The 18580-nt window shown below is 72.9% G+C and carries 15 protein-coding genes; 9 read left to right on the top strand and 6 right to left on the bottom strand.

Going from position 1 to position 18580, the window contains the following annotated elements:
• The first annotated feature begins 60 nt into the window (after nucleotides 1–60).
• Entirely contained in the window at nucleotides 61–648 is a 588-nt protein-coding gene (locus ABZ928_RS01900; RefSeq protein ID WP_361514486.1) for a PDZ domain-containing protein, read from the top strand.
• Here the strand turns inward: ABZ928_RS01900 and ABZ928_RS01905 are convergent.
• Complete coding sequence (locus ABZ928_RS01905) at nucleotides 641–1384, bottom strand: phosphodiesterase (protein ID WP_361514487.1); 744 nt, start codon at nucleotides 1382–1384, stop codon at nucleotides 641–643. The genes ABZ928_RS01900 and ABZ928_RS01905 overlap by 8 nt on opposite strands.
• 138 nt (nucleotides 1385–1522) lie before the next feature.
• On the opposite strand from ABZ928_RS01905, the gene ABZ928_RS01910 reads away from it, so the two are divergent.
• From ABZ928_RS01910 to ABZ928_RS01920, 3 genes are all read left to right on the top strand, one after another.
• Nucleotides 1523–2155, top strand: coding sequence for a LysE family translocator (locus ABZ928_RS01910; protein ID WP_361514488.1), 633 nt, complete (start codon nucleotides 1523–1525; stop codon nucleotides 2153–2155).
• A gap of 159 nt (nucleotides 2156–2314) precedes the next feature.
• Nucleotides 2315–3442, top strand: coding sequence for an aminopeptidase P family protein (locus tag ABZ928_RS01915; protein ID WP_361514489.1), 1128 nt, complete (start codon nucleotides 2315–2317; stop codon nucleotides 3440–3442).
• A gap of 57 nt (nucleotides 3443–3499) precedes the next feature.
• The gene (locus ABZ928_RS01920) at nucleotides 3500–4441 is read left to right on the top strand and encodes an aminoglycoside phosphotransferase family protein (protein ID WP_361514490.1); all 942 of its coding nucleotides are present in this window, start codon (nucleotides 3500–3502) and stop codon (nucleotides 4439–4441) included.
• Nucleotides 4442–4551: 110 nt separating this feature from the next.
• On the opposite strand, the gene treZ is transcribed toward ABZ928_RS01920, so the two are convergent.
• Complete coding sequence (gene treZ / locus ABZ928_RS01925) at nucleotides 4552–6297, bottom strand: malto-oligosyltrehalose trehalohydrolase (protein ID WP_361514491.1); 1746 nt, start codon at nucleotides 6295–6297, stop codon at nucleotides 4552–4554.
• Nucleotides 6298–6481: 184 nt separating this feature from the next.
• On the opposite strand from treZ, the gene ABZ928_RS01930 reads away from it, so the two are divergent.
• The 3 genes from ABZ928_RS01930 to ABZ928_RS01940 all read left to right on the top strand — a co-directional run bounded on the left by ABZ928_RS01930 (nucleotide 6482) and on the right by ABZ928_RS01940 (nucleotide 8953).
• On the top strand, nucleotides 6482–7033 hold the full coding sequence (locus tag ABZ928_RS01930; RefSeq protein ID WP_361514492.1) for a DUF1707 and FHA domain-containing protein: 552 nt from the start codon (nucleotides 6482–6484) through the stop codon (nucleotides 7031–7033).
• A gap of 139 nt (nucleotides 7034–7172) precedes the next feature.
• Nucleotides 7173–8537 (top strand): M14 family zinc carboxypeptidase, encoded by a 1365-nt coding sequence (locus ABZ928_RS01935; protein WP_361514493.1) that lies wholly within the window; start codon nucleotides 7173–7175, stop codon nucleotides 8535–8537.
• Nucleotides 8534–8953 carry an SSI family serine proteinase inhibitor gene (locus tag ABZ928_RS01940; protein ID WP_361514494.1) on the top strand — a complete coding sequence of 140 codons (420 nt, stop codon included), beginning with the start codon at nucleotides 8534–8536 and terminating at the stop codon, nucleotides 8951–8953. The genes ABZ928_RS01935 and ABZ928_RS01940 overlap by 4 nt, the downstream gene beginning before the upstream one ends.
• A gap of 40 nt (nucleotides 8954–8993) precedes the next feature.
• Here ABZ928_RS01940 and ABZ928_RS01945 read toward each other — a convergent pair whose 3' ends face one another.
• Both ABZ928_RS01945 and lpdA read right to left on the bottom strand, forming a co-directional pair.
• Nucleotides 8994–10244 (bottom strand): M14 family zinc carboxypeptidase, encoded by a 1251-nt coding sequence (locus tag ABZ928_RS01945; protein ID WP_361514495.1) that lies wholly within the window; start codon nucleotides 10242–10244, stop codon nucleotides 8994–8996.
• 176 nt (nucleotides 10245–10420) lie between these two features.
• Nucleotides 10421–11839, bottom strand: a complete 1419-nt coding sequence (gene lpdA / locus ABZ928_RS01950; protein ID WP_361514496.1) for a dihydrolipoyl dehydrogenase — start codon at nucleotides 11837–11839, stop codon at nucleotides 10421–10423.
• A gap of 84 nt (nucleotides 11840–11923) precedes the next feature.
• Here lpdA and ABZ928_RS01955 point away from each other — a divergent pair, with 84 nt between their 5' ends.
• On the top strand, nucleotides 11924–12817 hold the full coding sequence (locus tag ABZ928_RS01955; RefSeq protein WP_361514497.1) for a LysR family transcriptional regulator: 894 nt from the start codon (nucleotides 11924–11926) through the stop codon (nucleotides 12815–12817).
• 157 nt (nucleotides 12818–12974) lie between these two features.
• Here the strand turns inward: ABZ928_RS01955 and treY are convergent, their stop codons facing one another.
• Entirely contained in the window at nucleotides 12975–15332 is a 2358-nt protein-coding gene (gene treY / locus ABZ928_RS01960; protein WP_361514498.1) for a malto-oligosyltrehalose synthase, read from the bottom strand.
• Between the two features lie 80 nt (nucleotides 15333–15412).
• Nucleotides 15413–17533, bottom strand: a complete 2121-nt coding sequence (gene glgX / locus ABZ928_RS01965) for a glycogen debranching protein GlgX (protein WP_361514499.1) — start codon at nucleotides 17531–17533, stop codon at nucleotides 15413–15415.
• A 193-nt stretch (nucleotides 17534–17726) separates the two neighbouring features.
• On the opposite strand from glgX, the gene ABZ928_RS01970 reads away from it, so the two are divergent.
• Nucleotides 17727–18548 (top strand): Tat pathway signal sequence domain protein, encoded by an 822-nt coding sequence (locus ABZ928_RS01970; RefSeq protein WP_361514500.1) that lies wholly within the window; start codon nucleotides 17727–17729, stop codon nucleotides 18546–18548.
• Nucleotides 18549–18580 lie beyond the last annotated feature (32 nt).

Raw genomic sequence — 18580 nt, forward strand, 5'->3', positions numbered from 1 at the left:
CGGTCAGTCTCACTCGTTCGTGGCTCGTCCGGCACCGAAGTCCCGGGTAGAGCATCAGCCATGGAACAGACCGCGTTGCGTCCGAAGCCGATGCCTGGACAGGAGCCGAGCGGAGGCGGGACATCCCGTCCCGCTCGGCACCCGCACGCCGCTCCCCGCCGCGGCCGCAGGGTGCGGACCGTGCTGTTCGCGCTGTTCGTGGGGACGGTCCTCGTCCTGTCCGGGGTCGGCCTCGGCACGCTCGGCGCCACGGTGATCGGCATGAGCAGACTCGCCGAGATGCAGCGCCAGATGGAGCGGACCCCACCGGTGCCGGCCCACCCCGCCCCCACCGCCTCGGCCACGCCGTCCGTCGCCTCGCCCACGCCCTCCACGGCACCCGTCGCGGCGACCCTCGGCGTGGAGGCGGTGGACGCGGAGAAGGCGGGCGCCCTGGTCGTCGGCGTCCATGTGCCCGGACCGGGCTACACCGCGGGCCTGGTGCGGGGCGACGTACTCCTCCAGGTCGGCAAGGCCCGCGTCGACTCGGCCGCCGATCTGGCCCGCGCCGTGGCCGACGCCCGCCCCGGCAAGGAGGTCACCCTGACGGTCCGTCACAAGAGCGGCGGCTACCAGCAGTTGACCGCCGTACCCGGCATCGTCACATGACCACCCGGAAGTGGCTGGTGAGCCGCCCGGCGTCGTCGAGGACATGGAACGCGAACCCGACCGGCGCGTCCCGGTCCGCGATCCGCTCGCCCTCCCAGGGCAGCCGCAGCGTCCAGGTCACCCCGGGGCCTACCGTCAACGGCCGCCCGGCGAAGACGCTCGCGGCCGGGGTGTGGGCGTGGCCCACGATGAGCCCCGCGATCTCGGGACGGCGTCCGAGCAGCTCCGCCAGCCGTTCGGGCTCCCGCAGCCGGTAGGAGTCCGGCAACGGATGGTGCAGCGCCACCGGCGGGTGGTGGAAGGCGAGCAGCGCCCGCCGCTCCCCGCCGAGCCCGTCCAGCGTCGCCTCGATCCAGTCATACGTCTCCTCGTCCAGGGCCCCTTCGTCCTGCCCCGGGATGCTGGAGTCGCACATCAGCACCGCAGTGTCGTCGAAGACCCGCACGCTGTTGACCGGCCCGTCCGCCGGGGGCTGCCCCAGCAGTGCCTTGCGGTAGGGGGCGCGGCTGTCGTGGTTGCCCGGGCAGGTCAGCACCGGGAAGGGTGCGTCGCCGAGGATCCGCGCGACCTCCTCGTACTCCGTCTCCGCGCCGTGGTCCGCGATGTCCCCCGTCACCAGCAGCGCGTCGACCCGCCCCGGCAGCTCCCACAGCCGGTCGCGCACCCGCTCCACGCGCTCGGTGGCCCGTTCGCTCCCGTCCAGATGCAGATCGCTGATGTGCGCGAGTACGAGCACGGTCGTGCGCCTCCCCTGAGATCGACTCTAATGGCGTATGGAGATCTAAGCATTAGATCTAATGCTTGAGCAATCCTCACCCATTAAGGAAGAGAAAACGGGTGGTCGCCCTCCCCGGCGCGGGCCACGATGAGCCCCATGCTGAGCACCCTCATCGCCTTCCTCGGGGCCTGCACCCTCGTCGCCGCCTCACCCGGCCCGAGCACCGTGCTGATCATCAAGCAGTCGCTGCGCAGCAGGCGCTCCGGATTCCTCACCGTGCTCGGCAACGAGACCGGCGTGTTCGTCTGGGGCCTCGTCGCCGCGTTCGGCCTGACCGCGCTGCTGACGGCCTCCGAGGTGGCGTACGACGTCATGCGCGTCGTCGGCGCGGTCGTCCTCGTCGCCTTCGGGGTCCAGGCCCTGTGGCAGGCCCGCCGCGGCAAGGCCGACACGGCCGGCACGGCCGACGACGGCTGGGCGGGCGGCGAGAAGAGCGGCTGGGCGGCCTACCGGGGCGGGCTGCTGCTCAACCTCGCCAACCCCAAGGCGGCCGTCTTCGCGATGTCCTTCCTCCCGCAGTTCGTCCCGGACGGCGCCCCGCACCTGCCGGCCATGGCCGGCCTCGCCGCGCTCTGGGCGGTCTACGAGATCGGCTACTACGGCCTGTACGTGTGGTTCGTCGGCCGGATGCGCACTCTGCTGTCCCGGGCCGGAGTGCGCCGGCGCCTGGAGCAGGTCTCCGGGGGCGTGCTGCTCCTGCTCGGCGTCCGGCTGGCGCTGGAGAACTGACGCGATGACCGGCAGGCCTCCCGAAACAGCCGGCGAACCCGCCGGAAGACCCGGCGAACCCCGTGAAAGCCCCGCCGATCGGCTCGCGCGGCCCCCGCTGTCCGGGCAGGATGCTGCCCGTAGCCCCCGTTGTCCCTCTGTCCGCCCTGGGAGGCCCGGATGACCGGCAGCACGCCCGCGCCCTTCACCGCCGACGACTACCGGGCCCGGATGGAGCGCGCCGCCCGGGCGGCCGCCGACGCCGGACTCGCCGGGCTCCTCGTGGCCCCCGGCCCCGACCTGGTCTGGCTCACCGGCTACACCCCGACCGCGATCACGGAACGGCTCACCCTGCTGGTCCTCGCCCCCGGCCAGGACCCCGTCCTCGTCGTCCCCACCCTGGAGGCCCCGGACGCCGCGCACGCGACCGGCGCGCCCGCCCTGACCCTGCGGGACTGGACCGACGGCAAGGACCCCTACGCCGCCACCGCCGCCCTCCTCGACTCCGGCGGCCGGTTCGGCGTCAGCGACAACGCCTGGGCGCTGCATCTGCTGGGCCTCCAGAAGGCGCTGCCCGGCACCTCGTACGCCGCGCTCACCGACGCGCTGCCGATGCTGCGGGCCGTCAAGGACGCGGCGGAACTGGAGCTGTTGGCGGCCGCGGGAGCCGCTGCTGACGCAACGTTCGAGGAGATCCGGAAGGTTCCCTTCGGCGGCCGCCGGGAGTCCGAGGTCGCCGCCGACCTCACCGGACTGCTGCGCCGGTTCGGGCACGAGCAGGTCGACTTCACGATCGTCGCCTCGGGCCCCAACGGTGCCAACCCGCACCACGAGGTCGGCGACCGGGTCATCGAGCGCGGCGACATGGTCGTCCTCGACTTCGGCGGCCTCAAGGACGGCTACGGCTCCGACACCTCCCGCACCGTCCACGTCGGCGAGCCCACCGATGAGGAACGCCGGGTCCACGACCTCGTCCGCGAGGCCCAGGAGGCCGGCTTCCGCGCGGTACGCCCCGGCGTCGCCTGCCAGGAGGTCGACCGGGCCGCCCGCGAGGTGATCGCCGACGCCGGGTACGGCGAGTACTTCATCCACCGCACCGGCCACGGCATCGGCGTCACCACGCACGAACCGCCGTACATGATCGAGGGCGAACAGCAGCCCCTCGTCCCCGGCATGTGCTTCTCCGTGGAACCCGGGATCTATCTCCCCGGCCGCTTCGGGGTACGCATCGAGGACATCGTCACCGTCACCGAGGACGGCGGCCGCCGCCTCAACGACACCACCCGCGACATGGTCATAGTGGACTGAGCAATGGACTGAGCAGCCATCAGGAGCCCCACACCCCCGAGTGACTACGGCGCGACCATGACCCAGGCACCGACACCCACCGCGGACACCGTCCGCCGGCTGGTCCGTTCCCTCCTCAAGGACGCATCGAGCGGCGCCGGACCCGAGGTCCGGCCGGTCGTCGAGAGCGCCGAACCCGCCACCTGGTGGGTCGGCGCCCGCCATGTGCTGCGCCTCGCCCCCGACCGGGAGGCCGCCCTGCGCCAGCGCCGCGAACTGCGCCTGCGCGACCTCGTCCGCCCGCACATCCCGGCCGCCGTCCCGACGAGCGTGGCGCACGGCGAATGGACGCCGGGACTGACCTACACGCTGGACACCAAGCTGCCCGGCGGCTCCGCGCGCGAGCACGACGTCTCCGCCGTCGGCGAGGCCGACCTCGCCGCACTCCTCACCGGCCTGCGCGAGGTGCCCGCCCGGCAGGCCGAGACCCTCGGCGTCCCGCGCACCTCCCCGCGCTCCCTGGAACAGCTGCGCCGCGCCGCCGGGAACGCCGCCGAACTCCTGGGCGCCGCCGACGAGTTCGACCCCGGCCGGCTCCACCAGTTCGGCCTCCCGGCCGCCGCCCAGCTCGCCGCACAGCCCGGCACCGCCGTCCTCGTCCACCACGCCCTCACCGGCGACCACCTCGTCGTCAGCGCCGACGGACGGGTACGCGGCGTGCTCGGCTGGGCCGACGCGATCGTCGGCGACCCCGCCGAGGACATCGCCGGACTCGCCCTCGCCGTCGGATCCCCCGCCGCCGTCCGCGCCGCCACCCTCGCCGGCTACGGCGCCCGCCCCTGTCTGCGCGGCCTGTGGCTGGCCCGCTGCGACACGGTGATCCGCCTCGCCGAACACCTCGCGGGCCGCGACGACACCCCGCTGCCGGAACTGCGGGTACGGCTGCGGCACGCCTGGGAGGCGATCCTGCTGGAACGCGTGACGGAACTGCGGGAGGACGACGGGGACGAGGAGCTCTAGGGGGCTCTGGATAGGGTTCCGCACGCGGGTTTCCGCACGCGGGTTTCCGCACGCGAGGTTCCGCAAGCGGGTCTCGCGAGAGCGGCTCCACCGGCACTCCCACGGGCCGCTCACTCCTGGAGCAGCACCACGCACGACTCCCCGGGCACCTGGAGCACCCCGTCCGCCCCGGGCCCCGCCACCGGCTCCCACGCGGCCAGTACACGCGCCTGACGGGGCCCCAGAGGGATCGCGGCGGTCTCCTTGGCCAGATTCACCGCCACGCGTACGTCGCCCCGCCGGAAGGCCAGCCAGCGCTCCCGCTCGTCGTAGGCCACCCTCGTGTCGGCGAGGTCCGGATCGGTGAGGTCGGCCTGCTCGTGGCGCAGGGCGATGAGCCTGCGGTACCAGTCCAGCACGCGTGCGTGGGGCTCGCGTTCGAGCTCGGACCAGTCCAGGCAGGAACGGTCCCGGGTCGCCGGGTCCTGCGGGTCGGGCACGTCCTCCTCCGCCCACCCGTGCGCCGTGAACTCCCGCCGTCTGCCGCGCCGTACGGCCTCGGCGAGCTCGGGGTCGGTGTGGTCGGTGAAGAACTGCCAGGGTGTGCCCGCCGCCCACTCCTCGCCCATGAACAGCATCGGCGTGAACGGCGCGGTCAGCGTCAGCGCGGCCGCGCAGGCCAGCAGCCCGGGGGAGAGCGACGCCGAGAGCCGGTCGCCCTGGGCCCGGTTGCCCACCTGGTCGTGGGTCTGGGAGTACCCGAGCAGCCGGTGCGCGGCCACCCGCGCGCGGTCCAGCGGCCGCCCGTGGCGGCGGCCCCGGAAGCTGGAGTACGTGCCGTCGTGGAAGTAGCCGCCGGTGAGCGTCTTCGCGAGCGCCGCGAACGGGGCGCGCCCGAAGTCGGCGTAGTAGCCCTGGGACTCGCCCGTCAGCGCGGTGTGCAGGGCGTGGTGGAAGTCGTCGTTCCACTGCGCGTGCAGCCCGAGCCCGCCCTCCGCGCGGGCGGTGATCAGCCGCGGGTCGTTGAGATCGGACTCGGCGATCAGGAACAGCGGCCGGCCCGCCTCGACGGCGAACGCGTCCACCGCCCTCGACAGCTCCTCCAGGAAGTGGCACGCGCGTGTGTCCGCCAGCGCGTGCACCGCGTCCAGGCGCAGCCCGTCGATCCGGTAGTCCCGCAGCCACGCCAGCGCGCTCTGGAGGAGATACGCGCGCACCTCGTCCGACCCGGGCGCGTCCAGGTTCACCGCGGAACCCCACGGCGTGTGATGGGTGTCCGTGAAGTACGGCCCGAACGCCGGCAGGTAGTTGCCCGACGGCCCCAGATGGTTGTGCACGACGTCCAGGACCACCCCGAGCCCGAGCTCGTGCGCCCGGTCGACGAACCGTTTCAGCCCCTCGGGCCCGCCGTACGGCTCGTGCACGGCCCACAGGGAGACGCCCTCGTAGCCCCAGCCGTGCCGCCCGGGGAAGGGGCACAGGGGCATCAACTCGACGTGGGTGACGCCCAGTTCGACGAGATGCCCGAGCCGCTCGGCCGCCGCGTCCAGGGTGCCCTCGCGGGTGTACGTGCCCACGTGCAGCTCGTACAGGACCGCGCCCGGCAGCGGGCGGCCCGCCCACTCCGTACGCCACGCGTACCGCCCCTGGTCGACGACCGCGCTCAGCCCGTCCGGGCCGTCGGGCTGCCGGCGCGAGCGGGGGTCCGGCAGTACGGGGCCGTCGTCCAGGGCGAAGCCGTAGCGGGAGCCGTCTTGCGCCTCCGCCTCGCCCCGCCACCATCCGGCCCGTTCAGGATCGCGCTCCAACGCGCGCGTGGCGCCCTCGCACTGGAGCGTCACACGGTCGGCCTGCGGTGCCCACACCTCGAACTGCACGGACGGTTCCCCTTCGTCTGCTCACCGTGATGTAGCCCGTCCATGGTGCTTCAAACGAGATCAATCCGCTTCTGAACGCGCCCATTTGCGCGGGTGTCGTGGCCGTCGGCGTCACGCACGCGCGTGGGGCGGCTGTTCCCGTGTTTTCTGGACACCCGGCGTCCACTGCCCGACAATCACGAGCGTGACGTCGTCCTTCGAGTTCAACACGTACCCCGCGCGGCTCTCCGACGCGGAGCGCGACAAGGCGCTGAAGGTGCTCCGTGACGGCGTCGCCATGGGCCGGCTCTCGCACGACACGTTCATCCGGCGCATGGAACTGGCCCTTGCCGCCCGCCGCTCGGACGAACTCGCGGCGCTCACCGCCGACCTGCCCTCGGAGGGACGTCTCTCCCGGCTGGTCTTCGGCTCGGTGGAGGCGGTCTCCGGGTTCACCCAGCGGCTGCGCCGCGCCTGGCAGGCCGAGCGGCTGCCCAAGCTGCTGCTGCCGCACCCCGGCAACGGCCACCCGCTGCGGATCGGCCGCGACCCCGCCAACGGCCTCCGGCTGAGCCACGAGACGGTCTCCCGGGTGCACGCCGAGCTGAGCCGGCAGGGCGGCATGTGGGTGCTGCGGGACCTCGGTTCGACCAATGGCACGACGGTCAACGGACGGCGGGTCATCGGGGCCGCCGTGGTCCGCGAGGGCGACCAGGTGGGCTTCGGCCGGATGTGGTTCCGGCTCGCCGTGAACTGAGTGCGACCTTAGCTCTGGCCTGGGATTTACTGCCCGTCCAGCGCTCAAATCCCTTTTCCGAACGCGGTGTTGACGTACCCCGCAAGTCGTGACTCACTGTGCGTACACCATGCACACCAGGTGAACCGACGGCACCACATTGTGGAGGTGTGCCCTGCCGCCCCTCCTCCGCTACCCGACCGTCGACGAACTGGGCGCCCGGGCGGCCGCACTCGTCTCCGACCACCCCCGGGACGCCGGACTCCGCCGAGTCGGCACCTCCCGCGCGGGCACGCCCCTGTGGCTGCTCTCCGTCGGCCACGGCAGCCGCCAGGCCCTGATCGTCGCCGGGCCGCACGCCAACGAGCCCGTCGGCGGCGCCACCGTCCTGCGGCTCGCCGAACGCGCCCTCGCCGACCCCGGGCTCACCGAGGGCGCCGACGCCACCTGGAACCTGCTGCTCTGCCTCGACCCCGACGGACTGCGCCGCAACGAGGGCTGGCTGCACGGCCCGTACACCCTCGGCCGGCACTTCCGGCACTTCTTCCGCCCCGGCTTCCTGGAACAGCCCGAGTGGCTGCCCGACGGCGCCGCCGAGGTCGCGCTCCCCGAGACCCGCGCCCTGCTCGACCTCCAGGACGAACTGCGGCCCTTCCTCCAGTGCTCCCTGCACGGCGTCGACATAGGCGGCGGCTTCGTCGAGCTCACCCACGAACTGCCCGGCCTCGACCGCCGCGTCACCCAGCACGCGGCGCGCCTCGGCATACCCCGCGAACTCGGCCCGTACGACACCCTGTACTGGCCCCGCCTCGGCCCCGCCGTCTTCCGCATCCCGCCCCCGCGCCGGGGCGACCTGGCCGCCGCGATCACCGAGGCCGCCGTCGAGTCGACCTGGTTCCACCCCCACCGGTACGGCACCGTCACCGCGATCGTCGAGGCCCCCATGTGGGGCGTGCCCGCCGTCGAGGACGGCTCCCCGCCCGCCGACCCCGCCGCCGCGCTCCGTACCGTCAGCCGGACACTGCGCCGCGACACCCGGCTCCTGGAGCGGCTGTTCACCCGCGTCCGCCCCTTCGTCGCCGCCGCCCCGGACGCGGAGCGGCTGCTCGCGCCGGTCGACGACTATTTACTGGTCTGCCCCGGACTCGCCGACGCCTGGGACCCCGACGTCGACGACGGCTCCCATCCGCTGCCGCCGCTCAGCACCGCCCACCTCGCCGCCCTGCGCATCTCCGGACGGCGCCTGGCCCTGCGGACGGCGGGGCTGCTGCACCAGCTGGTGACGGCCGCCGGGACCGACCCGGCCGGGGCGCTGCCCGAGCTCGACCGGCTCATCGACGAGTGGTGCGCCGACTACCGCGACGGCTGCGGGGCGTGCTGGATCCCCGTCGCGCGGCAGGTGGAGTACCAGGCGCGGGTGGTGCAGAGCGTGTTCGAGCTGGCCGGACGGCACGCGCGCGTGGGCTCCCGTTCGGGTGAGTCGGGGTGGGGTTCGCAGAGCGCCGTGCCGATGCATCTGGAATGAAGAACAGCACCGCAACCAAGGCCGCGCGAGGCGCCCTGCTCGCCGTTGCCGCCCTCCTCGTCACCGGTACCGCCCCCGCCCAGGCGGCCTCCCAGGACTCCCGCACCGGCAACTGGCTCTATCTCACGGTCACCCAGGGCGACGCCCGGTCCAGCGACACGCGCGGCACCCTGCTGCTGTGCGACCCGCCCCAGGGACACGCGCACGCCGCCGAGGCCTGCGCCGAGCTGGACGCGGTGGACGGGGACATCACCGCGCTGCCGACGCGGAACACCTACTGCCCGATGATCTACGCCCCCGTGACCGCACGCGCGCGTGGGCAGTGGAACGGGCGGCCGGTCGACTACGCGGAGATCTTCTCCAACGGCTGTGTGATGGCCGGCCGGACCGGCTCGGTGTTCGCGCTCGACGGCTGACGCCTCGACAGCTGACGCGCGCGGGGTGGCGCGGTGGCGCTCACGCGGCCCTGTCGCGTGCGTGGACCGCCGCCGCGACCACCGTGCGGGACTGGTGCTCGATCTGGTGCTCCAACGGCACCCAGCGGGCCCGGAAACGGTCCGCGAAGGTCTCGCTCCAGGTCGCCACGAGCCGCTCCAGACGCGGCGCGGCACGGTCCTCGTTCTCCAGCAGCACCCGCAGCAGCATCGACGCCGCCCGCAGCGGCAGCCGGCGCGCGAACGCGTCCACACTGCCCACGTACGCGCGCGTGTTGTCGGCGGGCGGGGTGTGCATCCAGTCCGCGGCCAGCCCCGGCACCAGCTCAAGACCCCACTTGGCGGCCCGCAGCAGCGGCCCGTCGTCGCCGGGCAGCCGCGGCGAGGCGTCCGCGAGCACCCGCTCCACCTGGAGGGTGTCCTGGAGCAGCCGGCCCGCGAGGCGCCGCAGCGCGACCGCCGGGGCCGGATGCGGGACCGGATCGTCCACCAGGTCGCTCGCCCACATCGGCACCTCGACGATCGCGGTCAGACCGCCGTACCGATGCGCGTGGTACCAGGTGCTGTTGCGCGCGTCGTCCGGCATGCTCGGATACGCCGCCCCCGCGCCCGGAGACGGCATCACATGCACCCCGGGCCCGGACGCGGGCCAGCCCGCGGCGTCCGAAGCCCCGGTCTCCACCGGGATGTTGAGCTCCGCCGCCGACTTCGCGAACGGCTCCGCCAGCCCCGGGATGTCCTTCGTCAGCTGCACCCAGCTGCCGCCCAGGTCGGTGCCGTGCAGGGTCACCTGGAGGTAGGGGCGCAGCTCGTCGATGACGGCGGTCAGGGCGCGGGTCTCCGGCGGCAACCGGTCCGGCGGCAGCACCGCGGGCGACCACTCCGGCTGCTCATGGCCGGCGGGGCGGAAGAAGCCGAGGTGGTAGTCGAACAGGCTGCGCGGCGCCGGAGTGACGTGCAGGCTCGCCCCGTCGGGATCCGCGCACAGCAGGAAGTGCCAGGACGTGCCCTCCCGCAACTCCCGTTCGTTCAGCACCCGTTCGGCGACCGCGAGGAGCGTCGCGCCACCGGTCGGCTCATTGGAGTGGGCGCCCGCGACGACGAGCACGGCACGCCGGGCATGGCCCACGGACAGCAGGTGGAGAGGCCTGCCCGCCCGGGAGCGGCCGATCTCCCGCAGGGCGCAGAGGGCGGGCCGGCGCGCGGCCAACGCCCTCGCGGACGCGACGACTTCGGCGACTGAGGGGTAGCGCAGCTCCGGCAGGAGACTCACCCCCGACCATCCGCCCGGCTTCGCAATCCGCAGTACCCCACGGTCTCTGTGAACTGTCAAGGACGCCTCGGGGGAGGCTCCAGGGGGCGCCCAGATGCATTTACCGCCAGCGGGAAGGGCCGTGGGTGCCAGCAGGAGTGCGGGGCCTTACGGGGGCGTTCGCGGGCACCGGGCGCTCACTGCTGGTGCAGTCCGCGCCCGGCGAGCGTCAGGAACGCCTCACCGACGGCCTCCGACAGCGTCGGGTGCGCGTGCACATGCCGGGCCACGTCCGAGGGCGTGGCGTCCCAGCCGACGATCAGCTGGCTCTCGGCGACCATCTCGGACACATGCGGACCCACCAGATGCACCCCGAGCACCCGCCCGTCCCCGGCCTCCGCGACGATCTTCACCATGCCGCCCTGCCCGTGCACCATGCCCTTCGCGACCGCCGTCAACGGCATCGAGTTGACGAACACCTCGTACCCACGCGCGCGTGCCTCGGCCTCACCGAGACCCACGGCCGCGGTCTGCGGCGCCGAGTAGGTGACCCGGGGGACCGCCGCGTAGTCGACCGGCACGGTCGGCACTCCGGCCAGCGTCTCCGCCACCAGCAGGCCCTCCGCGAACGACGCGTGGGCCAGACCGAGGGACGGCGGCGGCAGCAGATCGCCCACCACATGGATGCCGGGCACCGCCGTCTCCAGGCGGTCCCAGTCCGCCGGTACGACGAAGCCGCGCGGGTCCGTCGCGAGCCCCGCGGCGGCCAGGTCGAGCCCGTCGGTGACGGGTTCCCGGCCCACCGCCACGAGCAGCCGCTCCGCCGCCACGACGCGCGTCTCGCCGCGGGCCGTGCGGACACGCGCGCGTACGCCGTCGTCGAGCACCTCCGCGTCCAGCAGCCGCGCACCCGCCTGTACGTCGATGCCGCGCTTCTTCAGCCCGCGCACCAGGTGCCGGCTCACGTCCACGTCCTCAAGGGGCACGATCCGGTCGGCGGCCTCCACCAATGTCACCTCCGCGCCCATCGAGCGGTGGAACGAGGCGTACTCCACACCGATCGCGCCCCCGCCGAGGACCAGGACGGAGGCCGGAAGCCCGGGCGCGAACAACGCGTCGTCGCTCGTCACCACACGCCGGCCGTCCGGCACGAGCCCCGGGAGCACACGCGGGCGTGAGCCGGTCGCGAGCACGAGACCGCGGCGCGCGGTGAACTCCCGCACGCCCGCCGCGGGTTCACCCTCGACCCGGATCGAACGGGTTCCGGTCAGCCGCGCGGTGCCGCGCACCACCCGCACGCCCGCGTGGGCGAGATGGGCCTCGACGCCCCGGTGGTTGCGGGTCACGATGTCGTCGCGCGTGGCCACCAGGGCGGACCAGTCGACGGCGTCCAACGTCGCCTTCACGCCCCAGCGTTCCCGCGCCTCCGCGATGCCGTCGACGAGTTCCGCCGCGTGCAGCATCGCCTTGCTCGGGATGCAGCCGCGGTGCAGACACGTCCCGCCGACCTTGTCGCGCTCGACCAGCACGACGTCGAGACCGAGGGCGGCGGCGCGCAGGGCGGTGCTGTAACCGCCGGTGCCGCCGCCGATGACGATGACGTCCGAAGTGTTCATACGGTCAGGGTGCGGCGACGGCTTGCCATGAGTCCAAGGCAATGTTCTTGTGGATTCGATGAACGATGTTTATGGGGGATCGGGATGAGCCTGCGGCAGATGGAGTACTTCCTCACGGTCGTCGAGGAGGCGTCCTTCACGCGCGCGGCCGAACTGCTGCATGTGACGCAGCCCGCGCTCTCGCACCAGATCAAGGCCCTGGAACGGAGCGTGGGCGGCGAGCTCCTCGAACGCATGCCGCGCGGGGTGCGCCTCACGCCGATGGGCCGCGCGTTCCTCCCGCACGCCGAACGTGCCGTCCGCAGCGCCGAGCAGGCGCACCGGGCGGCCCGTGCCGCGGCGGGCGCCGAGGGCGGTGAGCTCCATGTGGCGGCCCTGCACTCGGTGGCCGTCGGCATCCTGCCGGACGTCTTCGCCCTGTGGCGTGCCGCACACCCCCGCGTGGCCCTGCACCTGCACGAGTACGCCACGTCCCAGGCGCTGGAGGACGAGGTCGAACGCGGCACCGCGGACCTCGCCGTGGGCCCCGCGCCCGTGGACTGGCCCGGCACGGTCGTCCCCCTCGGCGAGGAGGAACTCGTCCTGGTCGTGCCCTTCGACGACCGTTTCGCGGGCCGTACGACGGTGACGCTGCCCGAACTCGCCGACCGCGTCTGGATCCGCTGCGCCATGGAACCCGTCGTCCACGGCGAACGTTTTCTCGACTGGGCCTGCGGCCGGGCCGGCTTCACCCCGCGCACGGCGGTGTACACCGAGCACACGTCGACGGCGGTACGGATGGCCGCGGCGGGTGTCGGCGTGAGCGTCGCCCCCTCCCACATCGTGCGCGGCGCGGTAGGCGAGGACTGCGTCCTTCTCACCCCTGACCCCGCCTGGAAACGCCCCCTGACCGCGTTCGCCCGAGTCCCCCCGTCAGGCGCGGCAGAGGCCTTCGTCACCCTCTTGAGAGACCACTGGCCACACCCCGGTCCGGCTTGACGTTTGACGTTCGCCTGCTCAGCCTGCGGGCAGGCGTGCCGCGAGGGGCGGCACGGGTGGGCGCTGGGGGTCCCCCCTCTGGGGGAGGCACCCCGCCAGCGCGGGCGAGCGCACCCACCGCACCTCAGCCCCCACCCCGCGCACCCAGCCCCCGACCTCACCCCTCCACGCGCTCCAGCAACGCCACCGGCACCCCCTCGAACAGCGCCCCCACCCGCACACCCCCCGAGAACTGCCGCCCCGAACCCAGCACATCCCCCCACCGTCCCGGCGGCAGTGGCAGGACGGTCTCGCCCCACCCACCCCCCTCGGCCAGCCGCGACGAAAGCCGGGTGACCGCCACGACAACCTCCCCGGACCGCGCGAACGCCAGACAATGCCCCGCCGCCGGACCGCCCTCCGCCGCCAGCGGAACGTACGTCCCCCGGTCCCCGAACACCGCGGGACGCCGCGCCCGCAACCGAAGCGCCGCCGCGGTCACCGCCCCCTTCTCACCCGTGTCCCCCGGAGGAAACCGCACGGGCCGCCGATTGTCCGGATCCACCAGCGCCAGGTACTCGCCCTCCGTCCCCTGGTACACGTCCGGCACCCCCGGCATCGTCAGATGAAGGAGCGCCGCCCCGAGCACATTCGCCCGGATCGCCGCCCCGAGCGAACCCCGGAACGCCGCCACCCGCTCACCCGGCGCCCCACAGGGCCCCGCCTCGACGAACGCCGCCACCGCCTCCTCGTACGGCGGCTCCTGCTCCGTCCAGCTCGTGTACAGCCCGGCCTCCCGGACATGCTTCAGCAGCGCCCCCCGCACCCGCTCCGGGTCGTCCACCGGACCGAGCCCGAACACCGTCTGCCAGGCCGCCCACGCCACCTGCGCGTCCGGCACCCCCTCACCGGTGCGCGTCACCTCGGCGAGGACGTCCCCCCACCGCTGCGGACACTCGGTCAGCACGGCCAGCGCGGCCCGTACATCGGCGCTCCGCTTGGTGTCGTGCGTCGACACGACCGTCCCGCTCGCCGGCCAGTCCCGCTGCACGCGCGCGCAGTACGCGTGGAAGGCGTCCGGGGACACCGCGGGGGCACCCGGGTTCCCGCCCACCTCGGTCGCCGACAGCAGCGGCACATAGCGGTAGAACGCCGTGTCCTCCACGGACTTGGCCCGCAACGCCGACGAGGTCTGCGCGAACCTGGCCCGGAACTCCTCGTGCGAGGGCCCGTCACCGGCCCGCCCCAGCACCAGGTCCCGCACCACGTCCACCGCCCCCGCCTCCTCGGGCACCACGAACGCCTGCCGCGCCTCCTCCGCGGCCTCCGAGGTGACGACGGACGCCGCGTCGACGGAGGAGTACGGCCGGTAGACCTCCATCCGGACCAGCAGCTCCTGAAGAGCCGTACGCAGCGCCCACGGCGCCCGGTCGCGCAGCGCGGGATCCGGGGACGCGGCGCACAGCCGGGCCGTGACCCGGGTCAGCCGCTCCGTCTCGGCGGCCAGCTCGTGCGTGAGCACCTTGTAGGCCGCCCGCCGCACCGTCGCCTCCCAGTGCCCGCCCCGGTCGGTCTGCGGGGCCGCGAACCGCCGGTACTGGCCGAGGAGTTCCCCGAACCCCGCCGGGTCCACGAACACCCCGTCGATGTGCCGCAGGGCGTCGTACCCGGTGGTGCCCGCGACCGGCCAGGACGCCGGCAGATGCTCCCCGTCGGCGAGGATCTTCTCGACCACCGTCCAGCGGCCCCCGGTCGCCTCGTGGAGGCGTGCGAGATACGCGTCGGGGTCGGCGAGCCCGTCGGGGTGGTCGATCCGCAGCCCGTCCACCACGCCCTCGTGGAGCAGCTGGAGGATCTTGCCGTGGGTGGCCTCGAACACCTCCGGGTCCTCGACCCGCACCCCGATCAGCTCCGAGATGCTGAAGAAACGCCGGTAGTTGAGCTCGGTGCGCGCCAGCCGCCACCAGGCCGGGCGGTACCACTGCGCGTCAAGGAGCTGCGGCAACGCCAGCTCCTGGGTGCCCTCGCGCAACGGGAGGACATGGTCGTAGTAGCGCAGTACGTCGCCTTCGACCCGCAGCTCGTCGATGACCGAGCCCAGCGGGCCGCCCAGCATCGGCAGCAGCATCTGCCCGCCCTGCGCCTCCCAGTCGATGTCGAACCAGCGCGCGTACGGCGACTTGGGACCCTCCCTGAGGACCTCCCACAAGGCGCGGTTGTGGCGCGGGGCCATGGCCATGTGGTTCGGGACGATGTCCACCACCAGGCCGAGGCCGTGCTCCCGCGCGGTGGCGGCCAGTGCGCGCAGCCCCTCCTCGCCGCCCAGTTCCTCGCGCACGCGCGCGTGGTCCACGACGTCGTAGCCGTGCAGGGAGCCGGGGACCGCCTCCAGGACGGGGGACAGATGCAGATGGGAGACGCCGAGCGCGGCCAGGTGGGGAACGGCCGCCGCCGCGGCGGCGAAGGGGAACTCGGGCTGCAACTGCAGCCGGTACGTGGCGGTCGGCACCACCGGGTCGGGACGCGCAGGTGTCATGCCAACCTACGTACCCGCCCGGCCGCCTTTCGTGTCACCGCCCGCCCCACGTCCCCTCGCACGCGCGCGCCCGGACCCGCTCAGACGGGCCGCTGCAACACCGTCATGCTCCGGTCCACCAGCGTCAGCCGGTCCCCGGCCCGCACCTTCGGGCCCGTGCCCTGCGGCAGGCCGTCCGCCCGCGCGGTGTCGACGACGACTTCCCACTGCCGGCCGTGGTTGACCGGCACGACGAAGTCCAGCGTCTTGTGGGAGGCGTTGAACATCAGCAGGAACGAGTCGTCGCCGATGCGCTCCCCGCGCGGTCCTGGCTCGGAGATGGCGTTGCCGTTGAGGAACACCGAGATGGCCGACGCCTTCGCACGGTCCCAGTCGCGCTGGGTCATCTCCTCGCCCTCCGGGGTGAACCAGGCGATGTCCGACAGCTCGTCGTGGGTGCCCTCCACCGGCCGCCCGTGGAAGAAGCGCCGCCTGCGGAAGACCGGGTGGTCCCGGCGCAGCCACACCATCGCGCGCGTGAAGGCCAGCAGATCGCCGAAGACCTCGCCGTCCTCCTCCGGCCACTCCACCCACGCCAGCTCGCTGTCCTGGCAGTAGGCGTTGTTGTTGCCGCGCTGGGTGCGGGCGAACTCGTCACCGTGACTGAGCATCGGCACGCCCTGGGACAGCATCAGCGTCGCGATGAAGTTCCGCATCTGCCGGGCGCGCAGCTCCAGGACGTGCGGGTCGTCGGTGTCGCCCTCGACCCCGCAATTCCAGGACCGGTTGTGGCTCTCGCCGTCCCGGTTCTCCTCGCCGTTGGCCATGTTGTGCTTGTCGTTGTACGACACCAGGTCGTGCAGGGTGAAGCCGTCGTGGCAGGTCACGAAGTTGATGGAGGCCAGCGGGCGCCGCCCGTCGTCCTGGTACAGGTCCGAGGAGCCGGTCAGCCGCGACGCGAACTCCGCTACCGCGCGCCGCTCACCGCGCCACAGATCCCGTACGCAGTCCCGGTACTTGCCGTTCCACTCGGTCCACAGCGGCGGGAAGTTGCCCACCTGGTAGCCGCCCTCGCCGACGTCCCACGGCTCCGCGATCAGCTTCACCTGGGAGACCACCGGGTCCTGCTGGACCAGGTCGAAGAACGACGACAGCCGGTCCACCTCGTGGAACTGCCGGGCCAGGGTCGCCGCGAGGTCGAAGCGGAAGCCGTCGACATGCATCTCGGTGACCCAGTAGCGCAGCGAGTCCATGATCAGCTGAAGGACGTGCGGGGAGCGCATCAGCAGGGAGTTGCCGGTGCCCGTGGTGTCCATGTAGTAGCGGGGATCGTCCGTCAGCCGGTAGTACGACGGGTTGTCCAGGCCCCGGAACGACAGCGTCGGGCCCAGATGGTTGCCCTCGGCCGTGTGGTTGTACACCACGTCCAGGATGACCTCGATACCGGCCTCGTGCAGCGCCCGTACCGCCGACTTGAATTCCAGGACCTGCTGGCCGCGGTCGCCCCAGGAGGCGTACGCGTTGTGCGGGGCGAAGAAGCCGATGGTGTTGTAGCCCCAGTAGTTGTTGAGGCCCATGTCGACCAGCCGGTGGTCGTTGACGAACTGATGGACCGGCATCAGCTCCAGCGCGGTCACCCCGAGTTCGGTGAGGTGCTCGATGATCGCCGGATGCGCGAGGGCGGCGTACGTGCCGCGCAGTTCCTCGGGCAGCCCCGGGTGCCGCATGGTCAGGCCCTTCACATGGGCCTCGTAGATCACCGTGTGGTGGTAGTCGGTGCGCGGGCGCCGGTCGTCGCCCCAGTCGAAGTACGGGTTGACCACGACCGACGTCATCGCGTGCGGCGCCGAGTCCAGGTCGTTGCGCCGCTCCGGGGCGTCGAAGTGGTAGCCGTAGACCTCCTCGCCCCACTGGATCGAACCGCTGATCGCGCGCGCGTACGGGTCGAGGAGCAGCTTCGCGGAGTTGCAGCGCAGCCCGCGCTCCGGGGCGTACGGGCCGTGCACGCGGAAGCCGTAGCGCTGACCGGGCATCACCCCGGGCAGATACGCGTGCCGGACGAACGCGTCGCTCTCCCGCAGTTCCACCGCCGTCTCCGAGCCGTCGTCGTGCAGCAGACACAGCTCTACTCGGTCCGCGGCCTCGGTGAAGACCGCGAAGTTGGTCCCGGCGCCGTCGTACGTGGCACCGAGTGGATACGCCTCTCCAGGCCAGACCTGCATGGACAAGACTCTTTCAGCTCGCGCTCGCCGCCGGGGCGCCTTGGCCCCGAGTCACCCCCGAGTCTCCCCGAAAGTGATGGAACCACCTACGACTTACGTCCCTCTTACCGGTCGACCAGTGCATACGCGGTATGCGCAAACCTGTGGGGCAATCACATACTCCCTTTCGACCAAGGGGGAGTAAGGGGAAGACGTGCGCGAAATGGTGCGCCGCCATCTGGGAAAGGTGGTGGCCGGTACGGCCATAGCGGTGGCCTCCACCGCCGTGATGGTCGGGATCACCCTGCCGGGAACGGCCGGGGCGGACGAAACGGGAGGGACCAAGGCGGGCGGCCAGGCGGCCGCCGCACAGCAGTTGGGGCAGGACGAGAAGGGCAACCCGGTCGCGCCGGGTGTCGTCGAGGAAGCCCCCGCCGAGGGCGACAAGGGCACGGGCAACGACCCGCTCACCGACGACGAGATCGCCCGCGCCCAGAAGCTCGCCGTGAACCGGCAGACGTTCGCCGCGAGTGAGAACGTCGAGGGCGAGCGCGGTCCGCAGCAGCTCACCGTCGACCTCGCCGAACCCGACGACAGCGCGAGCGGTGGCACGGGCGCGTCCCGGCGCGCCGACGTGACGTACTACGACTACCGGGACGACACCCTCGTCACCAAGACCGTCGACCTCGACAGCGGCAAGGTCGTCGACACCGTCGAACGGCAGGGCGTCCAGCCGCCGCCCAGCCGCGCCGAGACCACCGAGGCGACGAGCCTGCTCATCGCCGACCTGCTCGGGGCCGGCCTCAAGGCGGACTACAAGGACGCCACCGGCAAGGAGCTCACCTCGCCGGACCAGCTGCGCCTCAGCGGTGGCGTCTACCGCTCCACGCCGGGCTCCCAGCCCACCGCGCTGGACAAGTGCGGCGAGCACCGCTGCGTGACGCTGTTCACGAAGGTCAAGAACGGGCCGTGGATCGACACCAGGCATCTGGTGATCGACCTCAGCGCCCGCAAGGTCGTCGAACTCGCCCACTGAGTCCGGCCTTCCGCCGCTGAGCGGACCTTCGA

The sequence above is a fragment of the Streptomyces sp. NPDC046909 genome, from assembly GCF_040644695.1.
GTDB lineage: Bacteria > Actinomycetota > Actinomycetes > Streptomycetales > Streptomycetaceae > Streptomyces.